The organism is Prochlorococcus marinus str. MIT 9401, assembly GCF_000760095.1.
Lineage (GTDB): Bacteria > Cyanobacteriota > Cyanobacteriia > PCC-6307 > Cyanobiaceae > Prochlorococcus_A > Prochlorococcus_A marinus_I.
In genome coordinates, this window is the sequence record NZ_JNAR01000016.1 from 439,383 (window position 1) to 458,610 (window position 19,228).

The 19,228-nt window shown below is 31.5% G+C and carries 20 protein-coding genes; 8 read left to right on the forward strand and 12 right to left on the reverse strand.

Going from position 1 to position 19,228, the window contains the following annotated elements:
* Positions 1-25: 25 nt before the first annotated feature.
* On the forward strand, positions 26-730 hold the full coding sequence (gene pgeF, locus EV01_RS09425; protein WP_241433432.1) for a peptidoglycan editing factor PgeF: 705 nt from the start codon (positions 26-28) through the stop codon (positions 728-730).
* A 6-nt stretch (positions 731-736) separates the two neighbouring features.
* On the opposite strand, the gene EV01_RS01000 is transcribed toward pgeF, so the two are convergent.
* From EV01_RS01000 to hemH, 3 genes are all read right to left on the reverse strand, one after another.
* Entirely contained in the window at positions 737-1,087 is a 351-nt protein-coding gene (locus tag EV01_RS01000; protein ID WP_032517772.1) for a hypothetical protein, read from the reverse strand.
* Between the two features lie 65 nt (positions 1,088-1,152).
* Positions 1,153-2,916, reverse strand: a complete 1,764-nt coding sequence (gene ilvB / locus EV01_RS00995) for a biosynthetic-type acetolactate synthase large subunit (protein WP_032517773.1) — start codon at positions 2,914-2,916, stop codon at positions 1,153-1,155.
* A gap of 135 nt (positions 2,917-3,051) precedes the next feature.
* Positions 3,052-4,227 (reverse strand): ferrochelatase, encoded by a 1,176-nt coding sequence (gene hemH, locus EV01_RS00990; RefSeq protein WP_032517774.1) that lies wholly within the window; start codon positions 4,225-4,227, stop codon positions 3,052-3,054.
* A 65-nt stretch (positions 4,228-4,292) separates the two neighbouring features.
* Here hemH and EV01_RS00985 point away from each other — a divergent pair, with 65 nt between their 5' ends.
* The 5 genes from EV01_RS00985 to EV01_RS00965 all read left to right on the forward strand — a co-directional run bounded on the left by EV01_RS00985 (position 4,293) and on the right by EV01_RS00965 (position 8,722).
* Entirely contained in the window at positions 4,293-5,462 is a 1,170-nt protein-coding gene (locus EV01_RS00985) for a site-specific integrase (protein ID WP_032518601.1), read from the forward strand.
* A 35-nt stretch (positions 5,463-5,497) separates the two neighbouring features.
* Positions 5,498-6,190 carry a cob(I)yrinic acid a,c-diamide adenosyltransferase gene (gene cobO, locus EV01_RS00980; protein WP_032517776.1) on the forward strand — a complete coding sequence of 231 codons (693 nt, stop codon included), beginning with the start codon at positions 5,498-5,500 and terminating at the stop codon, positions 6,188-6,190.
* A gap of 127 nt (positions 6,191-6,317) precedes the next feature.
* On the forward strand, positions 6,318-7,022 hold the full coding sequence (gene pyrH / locus EV01_RS00975; RefSeq protein ID WP_032517777.1) for a UMP kinase: 705 nt from the start codon (positions 6,318-6,320) through the stop codon (positions 7,020-7,022).
* Between the two features lie 21 nt (positions 7,023-7,043).
* On the forward strand, positions 7,044-7,592 hold the full coding sequence (frr, locus tag EV01_RS00970; protein WP_032517778.1) for a ribosome recycling factor: 549 nt from the start codon (positions 7,044-7,046) through the stop codon (positions 7,590-7,592).
* On the forward strand, positions 7,589-8,722 hold the full coding sequence (locus tag EV01_RS00965) for an NAD(P)/FAD-dependent oxidoreductase (protein WP_032517780.1): 1,134 nt from the start codon (positions 7,589-7,591) through the stop codon (positions 8,720-8,722). The genes frr and EV01_RS00965 overlap by 4 nt, the downstream gene beginning before the upstream one ends.
* A 24-nt stretch (positions 8,723-8,746) precedes the next feature.
* On the opposite strand, the gene tal is transcribed toward EV01_RS00965, so the two are convergent.
* From tal to EV01_RS00945, 4 genes are all read right to left on the reverse strand, one after another.
* Complete coding sequence (gene tal, locus EV01_RS00960) at positions 8,747-9,748, reverse strand: transaldolase (protein ID WP_032517824.1); 1,002 nt, start codon at positions 9,746-9,748, stop codon at positions 8,747-8,749.
* Positions 9,749-9,836: 88 nt separating this feature from the next.
* Positions 9,837-11,588, reverse strand: a complete 1,752-nt coding sequence (locus tag EV01_RS00955; protein WP_032517781.1) for a peptidoglycan D,D-transpeptidase FtsI family protein — start codon at positions 11,586-11,588, stop codon at positions 9,837-9,839.
* Positions 11,588-12,016 carry a hypothetical protein gene (locus tag EV01_RS00950; RefSeq protein WP_032517782.1) on the reverse strand — a complete coding sequence of 143 codons (429 nt, stop codon included), beginning with the start codon at positions 12,014-12,016 and terminating at the stop codon, positions 11,588-11,590. The genes EV01_RS00955 and EV01_RS00950 overlap by 1 nt, the downstream gene beginning before the upstream one ends.
* 86 nt (positions 12,017-12,102) lie before the next feature.
* Positions 12,103-13,464 carry a CPBP family intramembrane glutamic endopeptidase gene (locus EV01_RS00945; RefSeq protein WP_032517783.1) on the reverse strand — a complete coding sequence of 454 codons (1,362 nt, stop codon included), beginning with the start codon at positions 13,462-13,464 and terminating at the stop codon, positions 12,103-12,105.
* A 113-nt stretch (positions 13,465-13,577) separates the two neighbouring features.
* Here EV01_RS00945 and EV01_RS00940 point away from each other — a divergent pair, with 113 nt between their 5' ends.
* Complete coding sequence (locus EV01_RS00940) at positions 13,578-14,906, forward strand: histidine phosphatase family protein (protein ID WP_032517784.1); 1,329 nt, start codon at positions 13,578-13,580, stop codon at positions 14,904-14,906.
* A gap of 57 nt (positions 14,907-14,963) precedes the next feature.
* On the opposite strand, the gene lepB is transcribed toward EV01_RS00940, so the two are convergent.
* The 5 genes from lepB to EV01_RS00915 all read right to left on the reverse strand — a co-directional run bounded on the left by lepB (position 14,964) and on the right by EV01_RS00915 (position 17,248).
* Complete coding sequence (gene lepB, locus EV01_RS00935; RefSeq protein ID WP_032517785.1) at positions 14,964-15,620, reverse strand: signal peptidase I; 657 nt, start codon at positions 15,618-15,620, stop codon at positions 14,964-14,966.
* A gap of 29 nt (positions 15,621-15,649) precedes the next feature.
* Positions 15,650-16,006 carry a Spx/MgsR family RNA polymerase-binding regulatory protein gene (locus EV01_RS00930; RefSeq protein ID WP_032517786.1) on the reverse strand — a complete coding sequence of 119 codons (357 nt, stop codon included), beginning with the start codon at positions 16,004-16,006 and terminating at the stop codon, positions 15,650-15,652.
* A complete protein-coding gene (locus tag EV01_RS00925) occupies positions 16,003-16,557 on the reverse strand; it encodes an inorganic diphosphatase (RefSeq protein WP_032517787.1) in 555 nt (184 codons plus the stop codon). Before EV01_RS00925 ends, EV01_RS00930 begins: the two co-directional genes overlap by 4 nt.
* Positions 16,547-16,801, reverse strand: a complete 255-nt coding sequence (locus EV01_RS00920; protein ID WP_032517788.1) for a hypothetical protein — start codon at positions 16,799-16,801, stop codon at positions 16,547-16,549. Before EV01_RS00920 ends, EV01_RS00925 begins: the two co-directional genes overlap by 11 nt.
* 96 nt (positions 16,802-16,897) lie before the next feature.
* Positions 16,898-17,248 carry a hypothetical protein gene (locus EV01_RS00915; RefSeq protein WP_032517789.1) on the reverse strand — a complete coding sequence of 117 codons (351 nt, stop codon included), beginning with the start codon at positions 17,246-17,248 and terminating at the stop codon, positions 16,898-16,900.
* Positions 17,249-17,422: 174 nt separating this feature from the next.
* Here EV01_RS00915 and EV01_RS00910 point away from each other — a divergent pair, with 174 nt between their 5' ends.
* Positions 17,423-19,225 (forward strand): proline--tRNA ligase, encoded by a 1,803-nt coding sequence (locus EV01_RS00910; protein WP_032517790.1) that lies wholly within the window; start codon positions 17,423-17,425, stop codon positions 19,223-19,225.
* The last annotated feature ends 3 nt before the right edge of the window (positions 19,226-19,228 follow it).

The following is a 19,228-nucleotide window of genomic DNA, read 5'->3' on the forward strand; positions in this document are numbered from 1 at the left end:
AAAATTTGAGTATTATTCATCACCTATCCTTAGTCAAAATAATTTCAAACATGCATATTTTACGAAGTCAAGCTCTGAGAAATTTCTAAAATTATTAGGGAATCACTTTAATGAAAATTATATAAATTGTGTTTCCAATCAAATTCACAGTAATGTGATAGTTTTTGGATCCAATCTGAAAAAAGGAACTAAGACTGACGCAGATGGTATTGTTGGTAATAAATGCAATCAAAACTTATGGGTTTACACAGCTGATTGTATGCCAATATTTTTTGCAGACAAAAGGACAAGAAATGTAGCAACCTTGCATTGTGGAAGAAAAGGTTTAGAAAAAAAAATAATAAAAAATCTTGTTAAAATTTTTGATAATTTAGGGACATCTAGAGATAACTTACTTGTTGCAATAGGACCAGCAATTTCGAAGGAGCATTATCTAGTTGATAAAATGACACTCAAAGAATTTTATAGAAAGGCCGAAAACAAAAACATAACTGTCAATTTAACTAAAGCTGAAAAAGATCTTTATTTTAGTGATTCAAATCGCTTCAAAGAGAACAACTTAAATAAACTTGATCTCAAAAGAACTGCTTTTAGACAACTTTTAAATGAGAACATTCCCAATACAAATATAGAAATCTCAAATTTATGTACATACAAATTAAAAAATGAATTTAATTCCTGGAGAAGGAGCAAAACATACTCGAGACAATGGAACTTTATCTGCTCATAGAGATAATTAACTTGGACAAATTTCACTAGTTAAATCTTTGGCGACTAATAATTCAGTCATCTCCTTATTACCTTTAATATTAAAAACTTTGGCTAACAAAACATTCTCTTTGAAACCAAAAGGTTTTATTTTCACTTTACTTCCCCGTGGAAATTCACTCTTAAGTAAATTAGTTGCTTCAAGCTCATCATTTTCATTTACATCTACACAAAATAATCCAATCGTTAAATTCCTATTTTGATCCCCCACCAAAATAGTATTTGAACTTTTAATTTGAAGAATTTCAGCCGAGTTAACTATTACAGGATTAAGAAGAATCAAGCTGACTATAATTATAATTTTTGATAATTTTTTCAATTCAGAAATATCTAAGTTTTTAAATTATTCTAAAGTTAATTTTTTAAAATGACGAATTAAAAAATTTAGTCTTCACAATTAACATAGCCAACCATTTGAGCATTACTTTTACCAGGAGGAACCATTGGATAACAATTTTCACCTCTTCTGACAAGGATATTAATTAGGGCAGGGCCATCATAATCAAGCGCATTTTTTAATTCATTCTGTAATTGTTTTCTATCAGAAATTAAATATCCTTTAACTCCAAAAGACTCAGCAAGTTTTACAAAATCAGGTTCACCACAACTCATATCAGATGAGGAATATCTTTCATCGTAGAAACTTTCCTGCCATTGTCTTACCATCCCTTGCCAGCGATTATTAATAATAATCACTTTCACCTTTAGACCATATTGAGATAAAGTTCCTAATTCTTGAATATTCATTAAGATACTTGCATCTCCTGCAATACAAATCACATCTGAATTAGGTAAGGCTGCTTTTACTCCAATTGCAGCTGGTAATCCAAAACCCATAGTTCCTAAGCCTGCACTACTAATCCATTTTCTTGGAGAATTCCTAAGGTATTGAGCAGCCCACATCTGATGTTGTCCTACATCTGTAGTTACATAAGCTTCTGGTGAAAGTTCCCTCAATTTTAAAAGAACCTCTTGAGGATAAATCTCTCCTTCTTTGGGCGGGTCATATAAAGGATGTTTATTTTTCCAGAAATCAATTTTTTCTAACCAGTTTTTCGTCTGACAAGTAAATTTGTTTTTAAGAGATTGTTCATTGATTTTTAGAACAGCTTTTGAAACATCAGAAACAATTGCAACATCTACACGTCTATTTTTATTAACTTCTGCTGGGTCAATATCTATATGAATTACCTTTGCATTAGGTGCAAAAGTATCTAGTTTTCCTGTCACCCTATCATCGAATCTAGCTCCAATAGCAATTAAAAGATCACATTCTGTAACAGCGAAATTTGCGTAAGCAGTTCCATGCATTCCTAACATCCCTACTGATAAATTATCTTTTTCATCAAAAGCTCCCTTCCCCATTAAGGTTGTGGTAACTGGTATTTGATAATTCTTTGCTAAAGTTTTTATTTCATCATGAGCACCTGAAGATATTGCCCCTCCTCCTACGTATAGAAGAGGTCTTTCAGAGTCTTCTATTAATTTAATTGCTTTATTGATATCGCAATCATTAATTTCTCCATTCCTTTTAAATCCTTTAGGAATAATCTCACTAGGCAAAACTCTTTGGTAATTAAAAAACTCCTGACCTACATCTTTGGGTATATCAATTAAAACAGGGCCAGGCCTTCCAGAAGAGGCTATAAAAAAAGCTTCAGAAACTACTTTCGCGATATCTGAAGGATCCCTTATTACCCATGAATGTTTCACTATTGGAAGAGTTATACCAAAAATATCAGTTTCTTGAAAAGCGTCTGTTCCTATAGCAGGTCTTGGGACTTGACCTGTAACTACAACTAGGGGGACTGAATCCATTTGCGCGGTGGCAATTCCAGTTACCAAATTTGTTGCACCTGGGCCTGAGGTCCCAAAACATACTCCTACTTCACCAGTAGATCTTGCATATCCATCAGCCGCATGAGAACCACCTTGTTCATGCCTAACCATATAGTGCTTTAACCAACCTTCTTGTTCCGCCTTATGAACAGCGTCATATATTGGTAGTATAGCTCCCCCAGGATATCCAAATATAACTTTTACTCCATGAATTTTTAAAGAATCCATTAGTGCATCTGCTCCAGTTATCCAAACTGGATTTTCATGTTTTGATATACCCTTTGAAAAGGATCTCGAAGTAAGGGTCACAAAATAAATTCAATATTTACTATAAATATTAAACTTAATTAAATACTTTTGCCTCATTTAGAAATGTAATGTCAGAAAAGTATTCAAAGTACTCTTTTAATAAATAAAAATTATCAAATAAATTTTAATTATTCTTTATAAAATACCTAATTTATGAAGGGGGCCAGACCCTGAAATAAGTTCAATAAAAAGCACAAGAAAAATAATCATTGCAACTCTTCCGTTCCACACTTCTGAACTATTATTCCAACCCCATTGCCACTTCTCTTGGGGATAAAGTTTAACTTTTTCAGGCAACTGTGAAGCCTCCTCTATATTAACAAGTGGGCCTTCCAAGCAGGAAATGACTAGATCACTAAGGCCTTCAATAAAAGTAGGATGAGTATTTAAAGCCTTAACTCTTCGAAAGTTTTTAATACCGGCCTTTTCAGCAATTTCTTTATATTCAATATCAATTTCTTGCAATGTTTCGATATGCTCTCCAACGAAACTTATAGGGACCACAATTAGATCATTAACATTTGACCTTCCAAGATCAGCTAAGACTTCTTCCGTGTAAGGCTTTAACCATTCAACGGGACCAACTCTACTTTGATAAGAGAGTGTATGAGGGTTACTATGCCCTAAATATTTTTCCAGCTCATTTATAATTAATAAAGAACAATCTTCAATTTGTTGCTTGTAAGGGTCTCCCGCTTCCTCTACGTAACTCTTAGGAACTCCATGAGCAGTGAAAAATATATGGGCTTTTGAAGGTAATTCGCAAAGCGAAATTTGTTCAGAAATTAATTCAACCATAGACTTTAAATAACCTGATTGACTGAACCAACTCCTTACGCATCTCATTGGAATCTTCTTAAATTCATCATCAGAATCACGCAATTTTTTTAATTCCCTAAAGCTGGAACCACTGGTACTTATCGAAAAATGTGGATACAAGGGTATTACAACAACTTGATCTATTCCATCTGCTTTCATATCAGCAATTGCTGATTCGGTAAAAGGATGCCAATACCTCATAGCAATATAGGTAGTAGCATTAAATCCCTTGTCCCTTAATTTAGATTGTAATTCTCTTGCTTGTTGTTCCGTTATCCTTCTGATAGGCGAACCTCCACCTATGGAAAGGTAGGCCTGTTGTGAAGTAGTACTCCTAAGAGTACTAATTAACCAAGCTAGGGGCTTTTGAAAAACAGGGAAAGGGGTCCTAATTATTTCTGGATCAGAAAAAAGATTATATAAGAATGGACCTACATCGTTAATGCGTTCAGGCCCCCCTAAATTCATTAGTAAGACGCCTATTTTATCCATCTAAAATTTACGAAGATTGAAAATAAACATTAAAAACGTCATTATAAGGTCAATTATATAAGTAAATGAACGTAATTCAGGAAATTAATAATGTCAATGATAAATTTGCTACTCAAGGAAGCAAGCTTAAAATTGAGAAAAGAGGAGAGAAATTAAATATTCGTGGTTCACTACCCTCCAAAGAAGATAAAAATAACTTCAAGATTCAAAGAATATCTCTTGGTTTAAAGGCTAATATTTCTGGATTAGAGGAAGCCAAAAAAAAATTACAATTAATCAATTTGCAATTGGAATTGAATCAATTTGATTGGATTAATTGGATAGGCAATCCCTATAAAAAGGGAATAAAAGATAGTTTTGAATTCCCAAATAGATTAAATCAATTTGAGGAATTTTTTTTTAAAGACAAAAAAGGTGATTTTAGAACAAGCACTAGGAAAACTACTTGGAGAAGTTCTTATAAACCATATATGAAAAGAATCCTAGATATTTATAATGATCACGAAAATGAAGCTTTAGAGAAAATATTTCAAAAGACACTTGAAAGTTACAAAGAAGGAAGTAGAAGTAGAAAACAATGCGCTACTTCTCTAAGTGTTTTGGCTAAGTTTTTGGATATTAAACTACCAGAAGATTGGAAATTAAATTCTAGAGGATATGGTCTAAACAAAGCAGGATTTAGAGAACTCCCGACAGATGAGTTAATAGAAAAACTTTGGGAGAAGATACCAAACAAATCTTGGAAATTTGTTTTTGGTTTAATGGCTACATATGGATTAAGAAATCATGAAGTATTTTTTTGTGATTTAAGTTCTCTAACTAATTTTGGGGACAAAATTATTAGAGTTTTACCTACAACTAAAACTGGGGAGCATCAAGTTTGGCCATTTCATCCTGAATGGGTGGAAAAGTTCGAATTATCAAAACTTGGCGAAAATCCAGAACTACTACCAAATATTAAAAGAGACCTTAAAATAACAACCTTACAGAATATCGGAAAAAAAATTACAGATCAGTTTAAGCGTTACTCTTTACAAATAAAACCTTATGATCTAAGGCATGCATGGGCAGTGAGAACTATTTTTTATGATTTACCTGATACTGTGGCAGCTAGAATGATGGGACATTCGGTTAGTTTACATACACAAACTTATCATCACTGGATTACAAAAAGAGATCAACAACAAGCAGTAAATAATGCACTATTAAAAGTAAAAAAAGCTAAAAATATTTAAAGATTTATAATCATTAAATAAAAAATTAGGTTCATATGCAAGAAAAACCTTCATCTTCCGAGAAAATATTTAATCTCGATAATCAAGCAAAAAAACTTGGAATGGGAGGAAAACTATCCCCTGATAGCAATGAGAGCTCATATAAAAAGAGAATGCAGAAGAGAAAAGATATTCAAGCCGAAAGACTACAAATTAGAAAAACAAAAAAAGGATTATTGATTGTTTTTACAGGAAATGGCAAGGGCAAGACAACTGCATCTTTAGGTATGGCTTTAAGGACAATAGGGCATGGCTATAAAGTGGCAATAATTCAATTTATCAAAGGAGGCTGGACCACTGGAGAAGAAAAAGCACTTAAAAATTTGTCTTCAAGCATATCTTGGCATTCATTAGGAGAAGGATTTACTTGGGAAACACAAGACAGAATAAGAGATGAAAAATTAGTTCAAGAAGCATGGCAACTGGCCAAAGAATATATAAAAGACAAATCTTATAAACTTATCATTCTTGATGAAATTAATATTGCTACAAAACTTGGTTATCTTGCACCAGAAGAAATTATCACTTTTTTAAATAGCTTAAATAATAGAAAAAATCATATTGTTTTAACTGGAAGGGGAGCATCTGATTCAATTATCGATTACGCTGATCTAGTTACAGAAATGAAACTAATAAGACATCCTTTTAAAGAACAAGGAATAAAAGCACAAAAGTGTGTTGAGTTTTAGTTGCACCAAATTATTATTTACATTTTCTTCAGGCAGGTTTAGAAATGTTTAAAGACGCAAGCAATATCTGAACAAAAAATAAATTTGGTGCATTTACTTGCTAAGGTCTTAAAAGTACAATTATTGAATGACTTACAAAAGAGTTCTCTTAAAACTTAGTGGTGAGGCACTAATGGGTGACAAGCCATATGGTATTGATCCTGCTATAGTTCAGTCAATTGCAGAGGATGTTTCAAAAGTAGTCGAAAATAATGTACAACTTGCAATAGTTGTTGGGGGTGGAAATATTTTTAGGGGGCTTAAAGGGTCTGCAGATGGCATGGATAGAGCTACGGCGGATTATGTTGGGATGCTCGCAACAGTAATGAATGCGATTTCACTTCAAGATGGTTTAGAAAGAGTAGGAGTTGCAACCAGAGTGCAAACAGCAATCGAAATGCAGGAAATTGCAGAACCTTATATAAGAAGAAGAGCCATGAGACACCTTGAGAAAGGTAGAGTTGTAGTCTTCGGAGGTGGATGCGGAAATCCATTTTTTACAACTGACACTACAGCGGCTCTTAGGGCAGCAGAGATAAATGCTGAAGTTGTTATGAAGGCTACCAAAGTTGATGGAGTATATAATTGTGATCCTAATAAATTTAAAGATGCAAAAAAATATTCCACTCTTAGTTATCAACAAGTTCTTAGTGATGAAATCGCAGTAATGGATAGTACTGCAATTGCACTATGCAAAGATAACAATATCCCTATTATGGTTTTTGATATATTCAAGAAAGGGAACATTTCCAAAGCTGTTGCTGGGGATCCTATAGGTTCATTAATTAGTTAAAGCTTATTTAAATTTTTTATTATGAAAGAAAAAGAAATTCAAGAAAATATGAATAAAAGTATTGAAGCAACTCAAAGAAACTTTAATACAATTAGGACAGGTAGAGCTAATGCTTCATTGTTAGACAGAGTAAGTGTTGAGTACTACGGAGCAGAAACGCCAATCAAATCACTTGCTACAATAAGTACTGTTGATTCACAAACGATTTCAATACAACCCTTTGATATTTCATGTTTACAAGCGATAGAAAAATCTATTTCTATGAGTGATTTAGGGGTTACTCCAAATAATGATGGGAAAGTTATAAGAATAAATGTTCCACCTTTAACAGAGGAAAGAAGAAAAGAATTTTGTAAATTAGCCTCTAAATATGCAGAGGAAGGGAAAGTAGCTTTGAGAAATATTAGAAGAGATGCTGTTGATAAAGAAAAAAAAGACGAAAAAGATGGCCTCATTTCTATTGACGAATCGAGAGACAATCAATCTGAAATTCAGAAAATTACTGATAAATATATTGCTTTAATAGAAACTAAATTGTCTGAGAAAGAGAAGGAAATTCTAAAAGTTTGAAAGGATTTGACGTAGTAATAATTGGTGGAGGTTTATCAGGTTCTTCCACTGCTCTTAACCTATCAAAGAAAGGATATTCAGTTTTAATTATTGAAAAAGAAAAATCCCAAGATTACAAACCATGTGCAGGCGGGATGGCATCTTCAATGCAAAAATTTCTTCCTTTTAATATAGAAGATTGCATAGAATCAAAAATTAAGAATGTTGAATTCAGATGGAAAGCTGCGGATAATGTAACTGCTGATCTTACTGGTGAATCTCCATTTTGGATTGTTAAAAGAGAAAAACTTGATCAATTATTACTTGATGGATCCTTAAGTAATGGAGTTCAGTTAATGAGACAGTTATTAATTAAAAAAATCATAAAAAAAAATGATAAATGGGAAATTACTTGTAATAACAAAATAAAATATATTACAGAATTTCTTGTAATTGCAGATGGGTCCCAATCAAAATGGGCTAGTTATTTCAATTTAGGGCCCAAAAAACCGAAATTTGCTAACACAATATCATTAAGACTGAAAGGGTTAGGTGAAATACCTAGAGATGCAGTTAGATTTGAGTTTGGATTTATAAAATTTGGTTTTGCTTGGGCATTTCCCTTAAGAGAAAGCTTAAATATTGGTTTAGGTACTTTTATAAATAATGGTCTCTTAGAAAATCAGGCTATAAATCAACAAGTTATCAGAAGCTTCGGTTTTGATGATTTTCCTCATAAAACAACTAGTAAGAAACTGAGAATATGGAATGGCTTCCACTCAATTAATGGTGACAAAGTTTTAGCAGTTGGAGATGCAGCATCTCTATGTGATCCTTTTTTAGCTGAAGGAATTAGACCTTCTTTAATTAGCAGTTTTTATGCTGCAGAATACATAGATCAGTGCCTGGCAGGAAAAGTAGATGATTTAAATCTTTATACGAAAAAAATTAACAACATTTGGGGGAAATCAATGGCTTGGGGACGGAGAATAGCCCAAGTATTTTATAGATTTCCAAGAACTGGATACCAATTAGGTGTCAAAAGGAAAACAGCACCTAAACGTATTGCTCAAATACTATCAGGAGAAATGAGTTATGAAGATATTGCAAAAAGAGTTATTAGAAGACTTTTAACACAAAGTAGAACTTAATCCTTTTTCAATTCAAACTTAAATTTAGTTAGCAGAAATCAATTTATGATTTTTAATCTCTGAATATCTCTTTAGCAACAGCTCTTCCAATTCTTCTATCGCCTTACTAAATCCAGTGATACCTTCACTAAGCTTTTCACTTGCCATTTGATCATCTAACATACTTAATCTGAAATCTTTTTCTTCAAATTCGTAATCAATAGAATTATTTATTGGGGTACTTACATCTAATTTTCTAACTAACTCTCCTTTTTCTTTTTTCAGTTCCTCAAGAAATTTTGGTGCGATTGTTAAAAGATCGCAACCTGCTAATTCTTTTATTTCATCAAGATTTCTAAAACTAGCTCCCATTACTTCTGTCTTTAATCCCTTTTCTTTAAAGTACTTGTATATTTGCGTAACCGAAATAACACCAGGATCTTCAGCACCAACAAAACTAGTTTTACCAGTTTTTGCTTTATGCCAATCCAAGATACGGCCAACGAACGGGGAAATTAGAGTTACCTTTGCATTTGCACAAGTTACCGCTTGGCAGAAGTTAAAAAGTAAAGTTAAATTGCACTTAATACCCTCTTTTTCCAAAATTTCAGCTGCCTTAATTCCCTCCCAAGTTGCAGCAATCTTAATCAAAATTCTTTCTTTTTCAATTCCAAAATTTTTATAAAGATTGATCAATTTTCTCGCTTTTTCTACCGTAGCTTCAGTATCAAAGCTCAGTCTTGCATCAACTTCTGTAGATACGCGCCCTGAAATAACTTTCAATATTTCTTTTCCAAAAAATACTGAAACTTGATCAACAGTTTCTTTGATTAATTCAATTTCGGAGAACCCTTGGGGCAAAGCATTTTCTGAACTTTCTAAAGCTTTATCAATTAATTTCACATAATCAGGGTTCTTAGCAGCAGCAAGTATTAGCGATGGATTGGTGGTGGCGTCCCTTGGTTGAAATCTTTTTATCGAATCTAAATCTCCAGTATCAGCAACAACAACGGTCATTGAGGACAATTGTTCTAAAATTGATTTCATATCTAAATAATCATATATATATAAACTAGCTTTTATTCCAGATGAAATCATCAGATAATGAACCAAATATTTATAAAATTGGAAAATTTTAGGGTTTTTTAACAATCATTTCATGATCTTTAATCTTAGGAGGTATCTTTTCAATTACTATCAAACTCTCGATAATTTCTTTAGCAACTGGTACGGCAACAGTTGAACCATATGCATAAGATTTAGATGGCTCATCAATAACTACTAGTACAGCATATTTCGGATCATTAACTGGTAAGGTCGCCACAAAACTGCAAACTTTTTTACTTGTATAGGAACCATTTAAAGCTTTTTGGGAAGTGCCCGTTTTCCCTGCTATCCTATAACCCTCGATTTTCACTCCAGATCCACTACCTTTATCAACTACGCTCTCCATCCATTCAAGAACAGTTTTAGAGACTTCGTGTGAAAAAAATTGTTTTTTTGGATTTTTATTAACTCTTTCTTTGAAAGTTGAAGTTACATGAGGAGTCACTTCAAAACCACCATTTGCTAAAGCCGCATGAAGTTGCACCAATTTAAGTGGCGAGATTGAAAACCCTTTACCAAAAGAAGTTACAGCAGGCTCAATTGATTGATTGACAAATAAATCTTTTTTCTTTAGTTGGCCAGGAGTTGATTCAAATAAGTCAGTCTCTAAATTTTGATTTATACCTATTTTTTTTAGCCTATCCCAGTAAATTGTAGGGTCTAAATTTTGCATTATTTTTACCATCCCAACATTACTTGAAACCTGCAATACTTTTGGATAGTCAATGTATCCATTACCTTTTTTATCCCAATTAGAAAGTGTCCATCCTCCAACATTAATTTTCCCAATATCTTCAACAAATCCATCTTTCTGAATTACTTTTTCTTCTAACGCTAAGGCAAGATTAATAGGTTTAAAAGTTGAACCAGGCTCAAATAAATCTTGAGAATACCAACCCCTAAAGAGTTCAGAATCATACTGCCAAAATTTATTTGGATCATATGAGGGAGCTGAAACCAAGGAGAGAATCCGACCATTATTAACATCCATAACAATGGCAAATCCCTTCTTTGCTTTCCATTTGCTTACTTGCTTTGATAATGCATTGAATGACGCTTTCTGTAATTTTGAATCTATAGTTAGGCCTAAACTTTTGTAATCAGAAATAAAATCACCTGGCGCCGAATTATCCGGTAGAGGAGTTCCATCTCCTCCCCGTTTTATTAAATTACTTTTATTAAAAACTTTAATTTGATTATCTAAATGAAGCTCTAAACCTGCTGAAGCTATATTCTCATCATTAACAAAACCGACAAGATTAGAGTAAAGCTCTCCTTGTGGATAATATCTCTGCGAATATCTAAACAAATCAAGTCCGCTTATTTGAAGATTCTTAATCTTTTCTGCTTTTTCTTCGGAAATCTTATCCAAAAGCTTGATACCGCTCATTTTATTATTAAATTTACTCAAGAGTATTTCATCATTAATATCCAATATATCTGACAATTTTTCTGCAACTTCTTCAATACTCCGAACTCTGTTAATTGAATCACCAGGAAAATTAAAATATTTTGGATGGGCCCATAATTTATAGAGCGTTTTATCGTAAGCAATTAGTCTATTATTTCTATCAACAATCGCTCTCCTTTTTTTTAAGGCGTTAGTTTTAGAAGACTGTATTAATCTAGCTTTCCTTTGCAAATCAGAGGCGTTAAAGACTTGCAATTTAACTAACCTACCAAACAAACAAAATATTAATAGTAAGCTAAAAATATAGAGAAATTTAAATCTTCTTTGATCAAGAGGTAATAGACGTACAATTTTCTTGTATTTTTTCATCAATATCCTCTTTGATATTTGCTATCACTAAAACCTTCAATGAAACTACTTAAATTTTCTTTAAATAAACTTTCTTTTTTTTCTGGAAGTTTATCTAGATAGATTAAATCTTTAGGTTTAGTTTTTCTATAGGTATTAATAGACTCAAGTTCACTAATATAAAATTCCTCTATTTTAGAAATATAATCGATGAGATTATTATTGATAGCTGTTGTTTTAGATAAGTTTTTATATGTATTTGACCATTTTCTTTGACTATTAAAAGACAAGAAAAATAAGGTGAAAATTAATACCAAAAGAGAGATATTAATAGTGTCGAAAATTTTATGTATTAATTTGGTATTAATTATGGATATTTTTTCAAAATTTTTTTTACTTTCATATGAAACTTTTTTTTCAAAATTAAGTTGATTCCCATAAGGTTTCATCTATGACTTTTTATTTAAATACAAATAAGTGTTATTAATTAAATAAACATCTTTTTGTTTGATTCGCAAGTAAAAATTTAAATTCTTTATGTCCTCAATAAGAATAAATTTAAGAAAGTCAATCCATTCCATAAAGAATGCATAATTACTGAGGAAAACAAACTCCCTGAAGCGATTCTTGTAATTGCTAATCCAATCCCTAGAACAAATAATGGAGGCATTTCTCCCAAACTTAAATGGGCCAATGCAAAGATAAAAGCTGAAACAATAATTCCCGCAATTACACCAAAATCTCTTGCAAGAGTTGGTAGTAGAATACCGCGAAATATAATCTCCTCAAATAGAGGAGCTAGTAGAGTTGTTGTTATAAATAATAGAAAAAATGATAAGTAATTATTATTATTTAGAACAATTTCTAGCAAAGGATTGCTACCATTCTGGTTATCTATCAGATAATCCATAATTAGAGAAATCAATAAAACAAAAGGAACTATTGTTAACCAACCTTTAATTCCCTGAATAATTGCATATTTTATTGGTAAGAAATTGAACTGTATATAATCCTTTTTAAAAGTAAATACACCATTCAAAGATTTAATTTGATAATAAACTATCACTAATGGGGGAATAGCCATAAAAAGATATCCAAAGAATATTTTTAAAGATTGAGACAATTCATTAGACATATTTTTAGAAAAAAGTTCAACCAAACTGATAGAAAACAAAGGTGATACCACTTCTCCTAAAACAACAAATCCACCTGCAATTAATAAAACCATATCTATTAATTCTAAATCTAAGTATTTCATTTCTTGCCAACCAAACTTTTTCAAAGATATGGTGTTCCATAAAATTTTTAAAGCCAGAATAGAGCCAATAAGTATTGTTAAAAGTGGTATTAATCTTATGGCTAATATTTTTAAAAACATTCTGCTGGAAAATGATTTTGTTATTAATGAACTATCGTCAAAATCAAATTTCCGGCTTAAAAGGTGATATAAAAATCTATCGCCTTTAAATAAATCAAATTTATCGGAATTTGGTTTATATAAATTATTATTGGATTTTTTTTCTATCTCATCGATCAGAAATTTAAAGTTTTTATTTTCAAAATCTTTTGATAGATTTTTATAGATTATAAGATCATTTGATTCTGAAGAAATTACTCGAATTAATTTATTTCTTTCTGTTAGCTCTTCAAATGGGACCTCAGAGAGTGACTTATTTATTTGATCAACAGGATCATTTATTATAAAAAACTTTTTAAGATCTAAAGGTATTGATTGGGCCGATAGTTCAGCAATTTCTTGCTCTTTTTGACTTATATCAAATGAAACAGATGGTCTATTTAAACTATCTCTTAAGCCTTGCTGCCATACAAAAAAGGTTATGACTATAGAAATAAACGCTAAAGTGAGTTTTGACTTAGAAATATTTTTAAAGGTCATAGCTTATTATATTGTTGAAAACTATACTTAGTTATCATGTAGTTCCTTATATTTTGTATCTATTTTAATCACGCCATGAGATGATTAAATAATCTTAATTTCAAATTTATATAATGGCTATAAGATTGGTTTTAGTTAGGCATGGGCTAAGCAGTTTCAATGCAAGAGGATTAATTCAAGGAAGAACAGATGATTCATTATTAACTGATGAAGGATACGAACAAGCCCGAAAAGCAGGAAAAGCATTATCAAAAATAAACTTCGATAAAATCTATTCCTCCCCACTTGTGAGAGCGGCAGAGACTGCTAAAACAATTAAAAAGACTTTTAATAAAGAACAAAATATTGTATTTGATGATAATTTACTAGAGGTAGATCTTAGTGGATGGTCTGGTCTAAAAATTGATGAAATAAAAAATAAATTTCCAGAAATTTACCCTATATGGAAAAATGATCCAGAAAATCTTATTTTAAAAAGAAATAATAATAAAACCTATAAACCAATTCAAGAGTTATTTTCCCAAGCAACAAATTTTGTAGAAGACATTTTAAAAATTTATCTAGACAAAAATGACGTAAATATTTTAGTTGTAGGACATAATGCGATTCTCAGATGTTTAATCCTTTTATTATTAGGGAAGCCTAAGCAAGGTTTTAGGAAAATAAGATTAGAAAATGCTTCTTTCTCGATACTCAATATTTCAAGGAAAGATAACTCATTTAAGACCCAAATTGAATGTTTAAATCAAACTTCCCATCTGAATAAAAATATTCCAAATCAAATTGGAGATTCCAGAATATTTCTAATAAGGCATGGTGAAACTAATTGGAACAAAGAGGGTAGATTTCAAGGCCAAATTGATATCCCTTTAAATGAAAACGGAAAAGATCAAGCTAGAAAGACTTTTGAATATTTGAGAAATATTTCTTTCAATAAGGCATTTTCAAGTTCAATGCATAGGCCTTATGAGACTGCACAAATAATCCTTCAAAATAGCAAAGATTTAAAAATAGAAAAAATAGATTCACTAGTAGAAATTAGTCACGGATTATGGGAGGGTAAACTGGAAGCAGAAATCAGAGAACAGTGGCCTGATTTACTAAAAAATTGGCATGATAAACCTGAAGAAGTAATAATGCCCGAAGGCGAATCTATAAAAGATGTATCAGAAAGATCCGTAGAAGCTTTTGACAAAATTTGTTCATCTCAAAAGGATAATGATCTAAGCCTTCTAGTGGCTCATGATGCAGTAAATAAAACTTTAATTTGCAACATCCTTGGCATTAATTATTCAAATATTTGGATGATAAAACAAGGTAATGGTGGGATAACTATAATTGATCTCTTTAATGATCCCAATAAGCCGCCTGTTATTAGCGCTCTAAACATAACAACCCACCTAGGAGGAATAATTGATTCAACTGCTTCAGGAGCACTTTAAATTAAAAATTCTTACAAAATTATTCTCATAAAGTTTTAGTAAGGAGTAATAGTTTATCTATTGAAAAAAACCAAGTTGACTAAGAGGCCAAAATCTGAAATATGCTTTACCAATTATCTCCTTTTTATGAAGAAATTTACTTCCTGGCCAATATCTACCATCCCAGCTATTTGACCTGTTATCACCTAATACTAAAAAATGATCTTTAGGAACTTTTATATTTTCAAATTCACCACATCTATTAAAGAGGGATAATGAGCACTTGTAAGAGACATATGGTTCAGCAATTAATTTATCATTAATTATTAATTCACCCTTCGTGTTTACACTCACAATTTCTCCTGGAAGTGCCACCACTCTCTTAATATATGCATCGCAAGCTTGATCCCTCAAACCAGGAATAAAAGACATCGGAGGAAAACTCATGAAAAAACAATATCTTTTTTTTGGTAGAGGCTTAGATCTTGATGAGATTAATTTGTCGTCAAAGGAGTAAGGTGAGTTAAAAACAACGATATCTCCTCTTTTTGGTAAAGAGTTTCGTAGCGAAAATTTTTCAATAATCAGCCTATCGTTTATTTGTAATTCTGGGAGCATTGAACCAGAGGGGATATAACGTGGTTCTGCTAAAAAAGATCTACAAGAAGAAACAAAAAAAGTTAATAAAATTAGTAGACCCCATTCTTTTAAAAAACTTTTAATAGCAGCATTCATAAGATTAATAAAGTTTTGATTTTTTAAACTTATGTAAATTGTTTAGCATATTCAATTTCGTTAAAACCTAATAATACTTTTTTACCTTCATAAATCAAAAATGGTCTTTTTATTAATTTGCCATCACTTAAAAGAAGTTGAATAATTTCTTCCCTTGATAAACAATAAATATCAAGATTAAGCGTTTTAAAGGCTTTACCTCTTGTATTAAAAAGTCTTTTCTTATCATCAGAGTTTTGTTCTAAAGCTAAATCTAAATAATTAACAAATGGTGGTTCTTTTACAATATCAATTAATTGGAATTCTAAATCTTTACTTTCAAGCCATTTAGCAGCTTTTCTGCAAGTAGAGCATTTTAAATAACTATAAAAAATTATTTTTTTCAATTTAATTTGCTAATTTTTGATTTCTTAAGTACTTTAAAGTTTTTCTTTTTTATGGGTATACAACTTTTCAATAAATTTTCAACCACATCAAAATCCCTCCAACCGTCAATTTGAACTGTTCTTCCATCAAGTCCTTTACTTGTCCTAAAGAATTCAGCAACATCCTCAAGCTGATTAGGAGCAATTTGATTAATACTCACTATATTTGCCTGTCTAGGATTAGCCATAGGGACACATAAAAGTTTTCCATCATATGAACCACAATCATGCATATCCAAAACTCCTATAGGTCTAGCTTTTATTAAACAACCAGCAAAAGTAGGCTCATCCATTATCACCATTGCATCAAGAGGAGCACCATCATCAGCGAGGGTATTTGGAATAAAACCATAATCAAAAGGGTACCTCACTGAAGAATGCAATACTCTGTCTAAAGCCATTATTCCTGCATCAGAGCAATATTCATATTTGTTCCTACTACCTGCAGGTATTTCAACAATGATATTTACTATTCCCTTCATTGGAGATGGAGGTATTGAACTAAGGTCCATCTTTTTTAAAATCGTGATTATGAATTATCTCGTTTCCTTGTGATAAAGGTCTTCCAATTAAAATGCTTATGGTAGGTAAAAGAATTGTCAAAATGGCAAAAATAATACCTAGAGATGTTATTGATAAACTCCTTATACTTAAAGGGTCATCATCATCTCTTTCGAAATCACTTCGTGCAGAACCATAAGAAGATTCTTCGCTTGATTTACTTTGAATAAACTGCTTTGATTTCGTGTAACTCAAGAACTCTTAATTGGTAAAGATTAAGGAGATAATTAAACACCATTATCCTACATTCAAAATGTCAATAAATCAAAACATTGATTAGTAACTTTTTAATTAATCTTTTTCCAGCAAAGACCTAATGGATTTTAGTTCATCTAATATTTGCACTAGTATATTCTGGGCAGCGGAGGAAGGCGTATTAAAGACCTCTACAGTAACTTCCTTAATTCTTAAAATATCTTTTGCAAATCTTGCTACTTCATTAGGATGAAATTTTAAAGGATCTTTTTGATCAGTTCTAAATTCGGGGTTTAATTTTCTTGGATTAAAATTAGGGTTTAGATTTCTTAAATCTGTATTTGTATACCTATAGACAGAAGCCCTTGATCTGTTTAAGAATTTTTGAACTTCATCAATACCTACTAATTCCTCTTCGCTTGAAATATTGGAATCTATATTTTCCATAAACTTAAGAAAATGTTTTAGTAATAGTTAACTTTTAAAAGATTTTGAACTTCATTACTGAAAAAGTTAGCAGAAACAATATTTTTAGACTAGCAGCGTTGAGGGACTCAAGACACTTTAAATTATTTTTTCATCTTAATTGATAAAATTAAGTATTATTAAGGATTTTTTTGTATGCGCGTGACAACCTCATTTCCTCTGGGGACACTTCGTGACACACCTTCTGAAGCTGAGATTATTTCACATCAATTACTTTTAAAAGCTGGGTTTATTCGCAGAGTTAACAGCGGTATTTATGCATATATGCCATTAATGCTTAGAGTTATTGAAAAAATATCCTCAATAATAGAAAGAGAACTTAATAGTATTGGTTGTACAAAATTACTATTACCCCAACTTCATCCTGCAGATTTGTGGAGAAAAAGTGAAAGGTGGGAAGGATATACTGAAGGGGAAGGAATAATGTTTAATCTCAAAGATAGGCAAGGTAAAGAATTTGGTTTAGCTCCAACTCACGAAGAAGTGATCACGAGTATCGCATCAGAAACCATCAACTCCTATAAGCAATTGCCTCAATGTTTTTATCAAATTCAGACGAAATTTAGAGATGAAATAAGGCCAAGATTTGGATTGATGAGAAGTAGAGAATTTATAATGAAAGATGGTTATTCTTTTCATTCTTCAGAAAACGATCTGGCTTCTTTCTATGAAAAGGTGGGCAATGCTTATGAAAATATTTTTAAATCTTGTGGTCTGCAGACAGTAGGGGTTGAAGCTGATAGTGGGGCGATTGGCGGGGCCTCCTCTAAAGAATTTATGGTCACTGCTGATGCTGGGGAAGATTCCATTTTGTTTACTCAAAGTGGTTCTTATGCTGCAAATATTGAAAAAGCTGTTTCTCTACCCTCTCAACCTATTCCATTAAAAGATAATATTGCAGAATGGTTAGAGACACCTCAACAAAAAACAATCCTAGAGGTTTGCGATAATAATAATTTAGACCCTAGTCAGATTGTTAAAGTAATAGTATTTCTTGCACAGTTCGAAGGTGAATTTGAGGTCCCAATTCTTGCATGCATAAGAGGCGATCAACACATTAATGAAGTAAAGCTCTTTAACTTAATCAATAAACGACATAATCTCAATCTCCTTAATCTTAAAAAGATTGAAGACAAAAATAATATCGAAAAAAATCTAATTGATTTTCCCTTAGGTTTTATCGGGCCAGATTTAGATAATAAAACTATTAAAGCAACTTCAAATTGGGATAAAAAATGGACAAGAATAATTGACCATTCTGCAAGTTGCCTTACAAAGTTTATAAGTGGTGGTAATAAAGTTAATTTCCATAAAGTTTTTCAAGAATTTTCTTTTGATTCAAAAGACTATCTAATTGAGGATATCAGGAATGCAAAAAAAGGAGATAAAATAAGCATTGATGATGATGAAGAACTTAAAGAAAAAAAAGGTATCGAGATTGGACATATTTTCCAATTAGGTCAGAAATATAGTGAAAAATTAAATGCAAAGTTCTCTGATAAGGATGGTCAGTTAAAAAATTTATGGATGGGTTGTTATGGAATAGGAGTCACAAGAATAGCTCAAGCAGCTATCGAACAGAATCATGATCAAAAAGGAATTTGTTGGCCTATCAAGATTTCTCCTTTTGAAGTTATTATTATTCCAACAAACCTAAAAGATCCTATTCAAAGTGATCTTACTGAGCAAATCTATAACATTTTTTTAATTAATAAAATTGATGTCCTTCTTGATGATAGAAACGATAGAGCTGGAGTGAAATTTAAAGATGCGGATTTAATTGGTATTCCTTTTCAGATAATTATTGGCAGAGATTCTATTAATAAAGAAGTAGAACTTTTATGCAGATCAAATAATACTAAGCTTAAAATTAGTGCTGATAAATTGTTGGAAACATTTATTTCCGAATCTGAAATAATGTACAATAAAAATTCTTAAAGC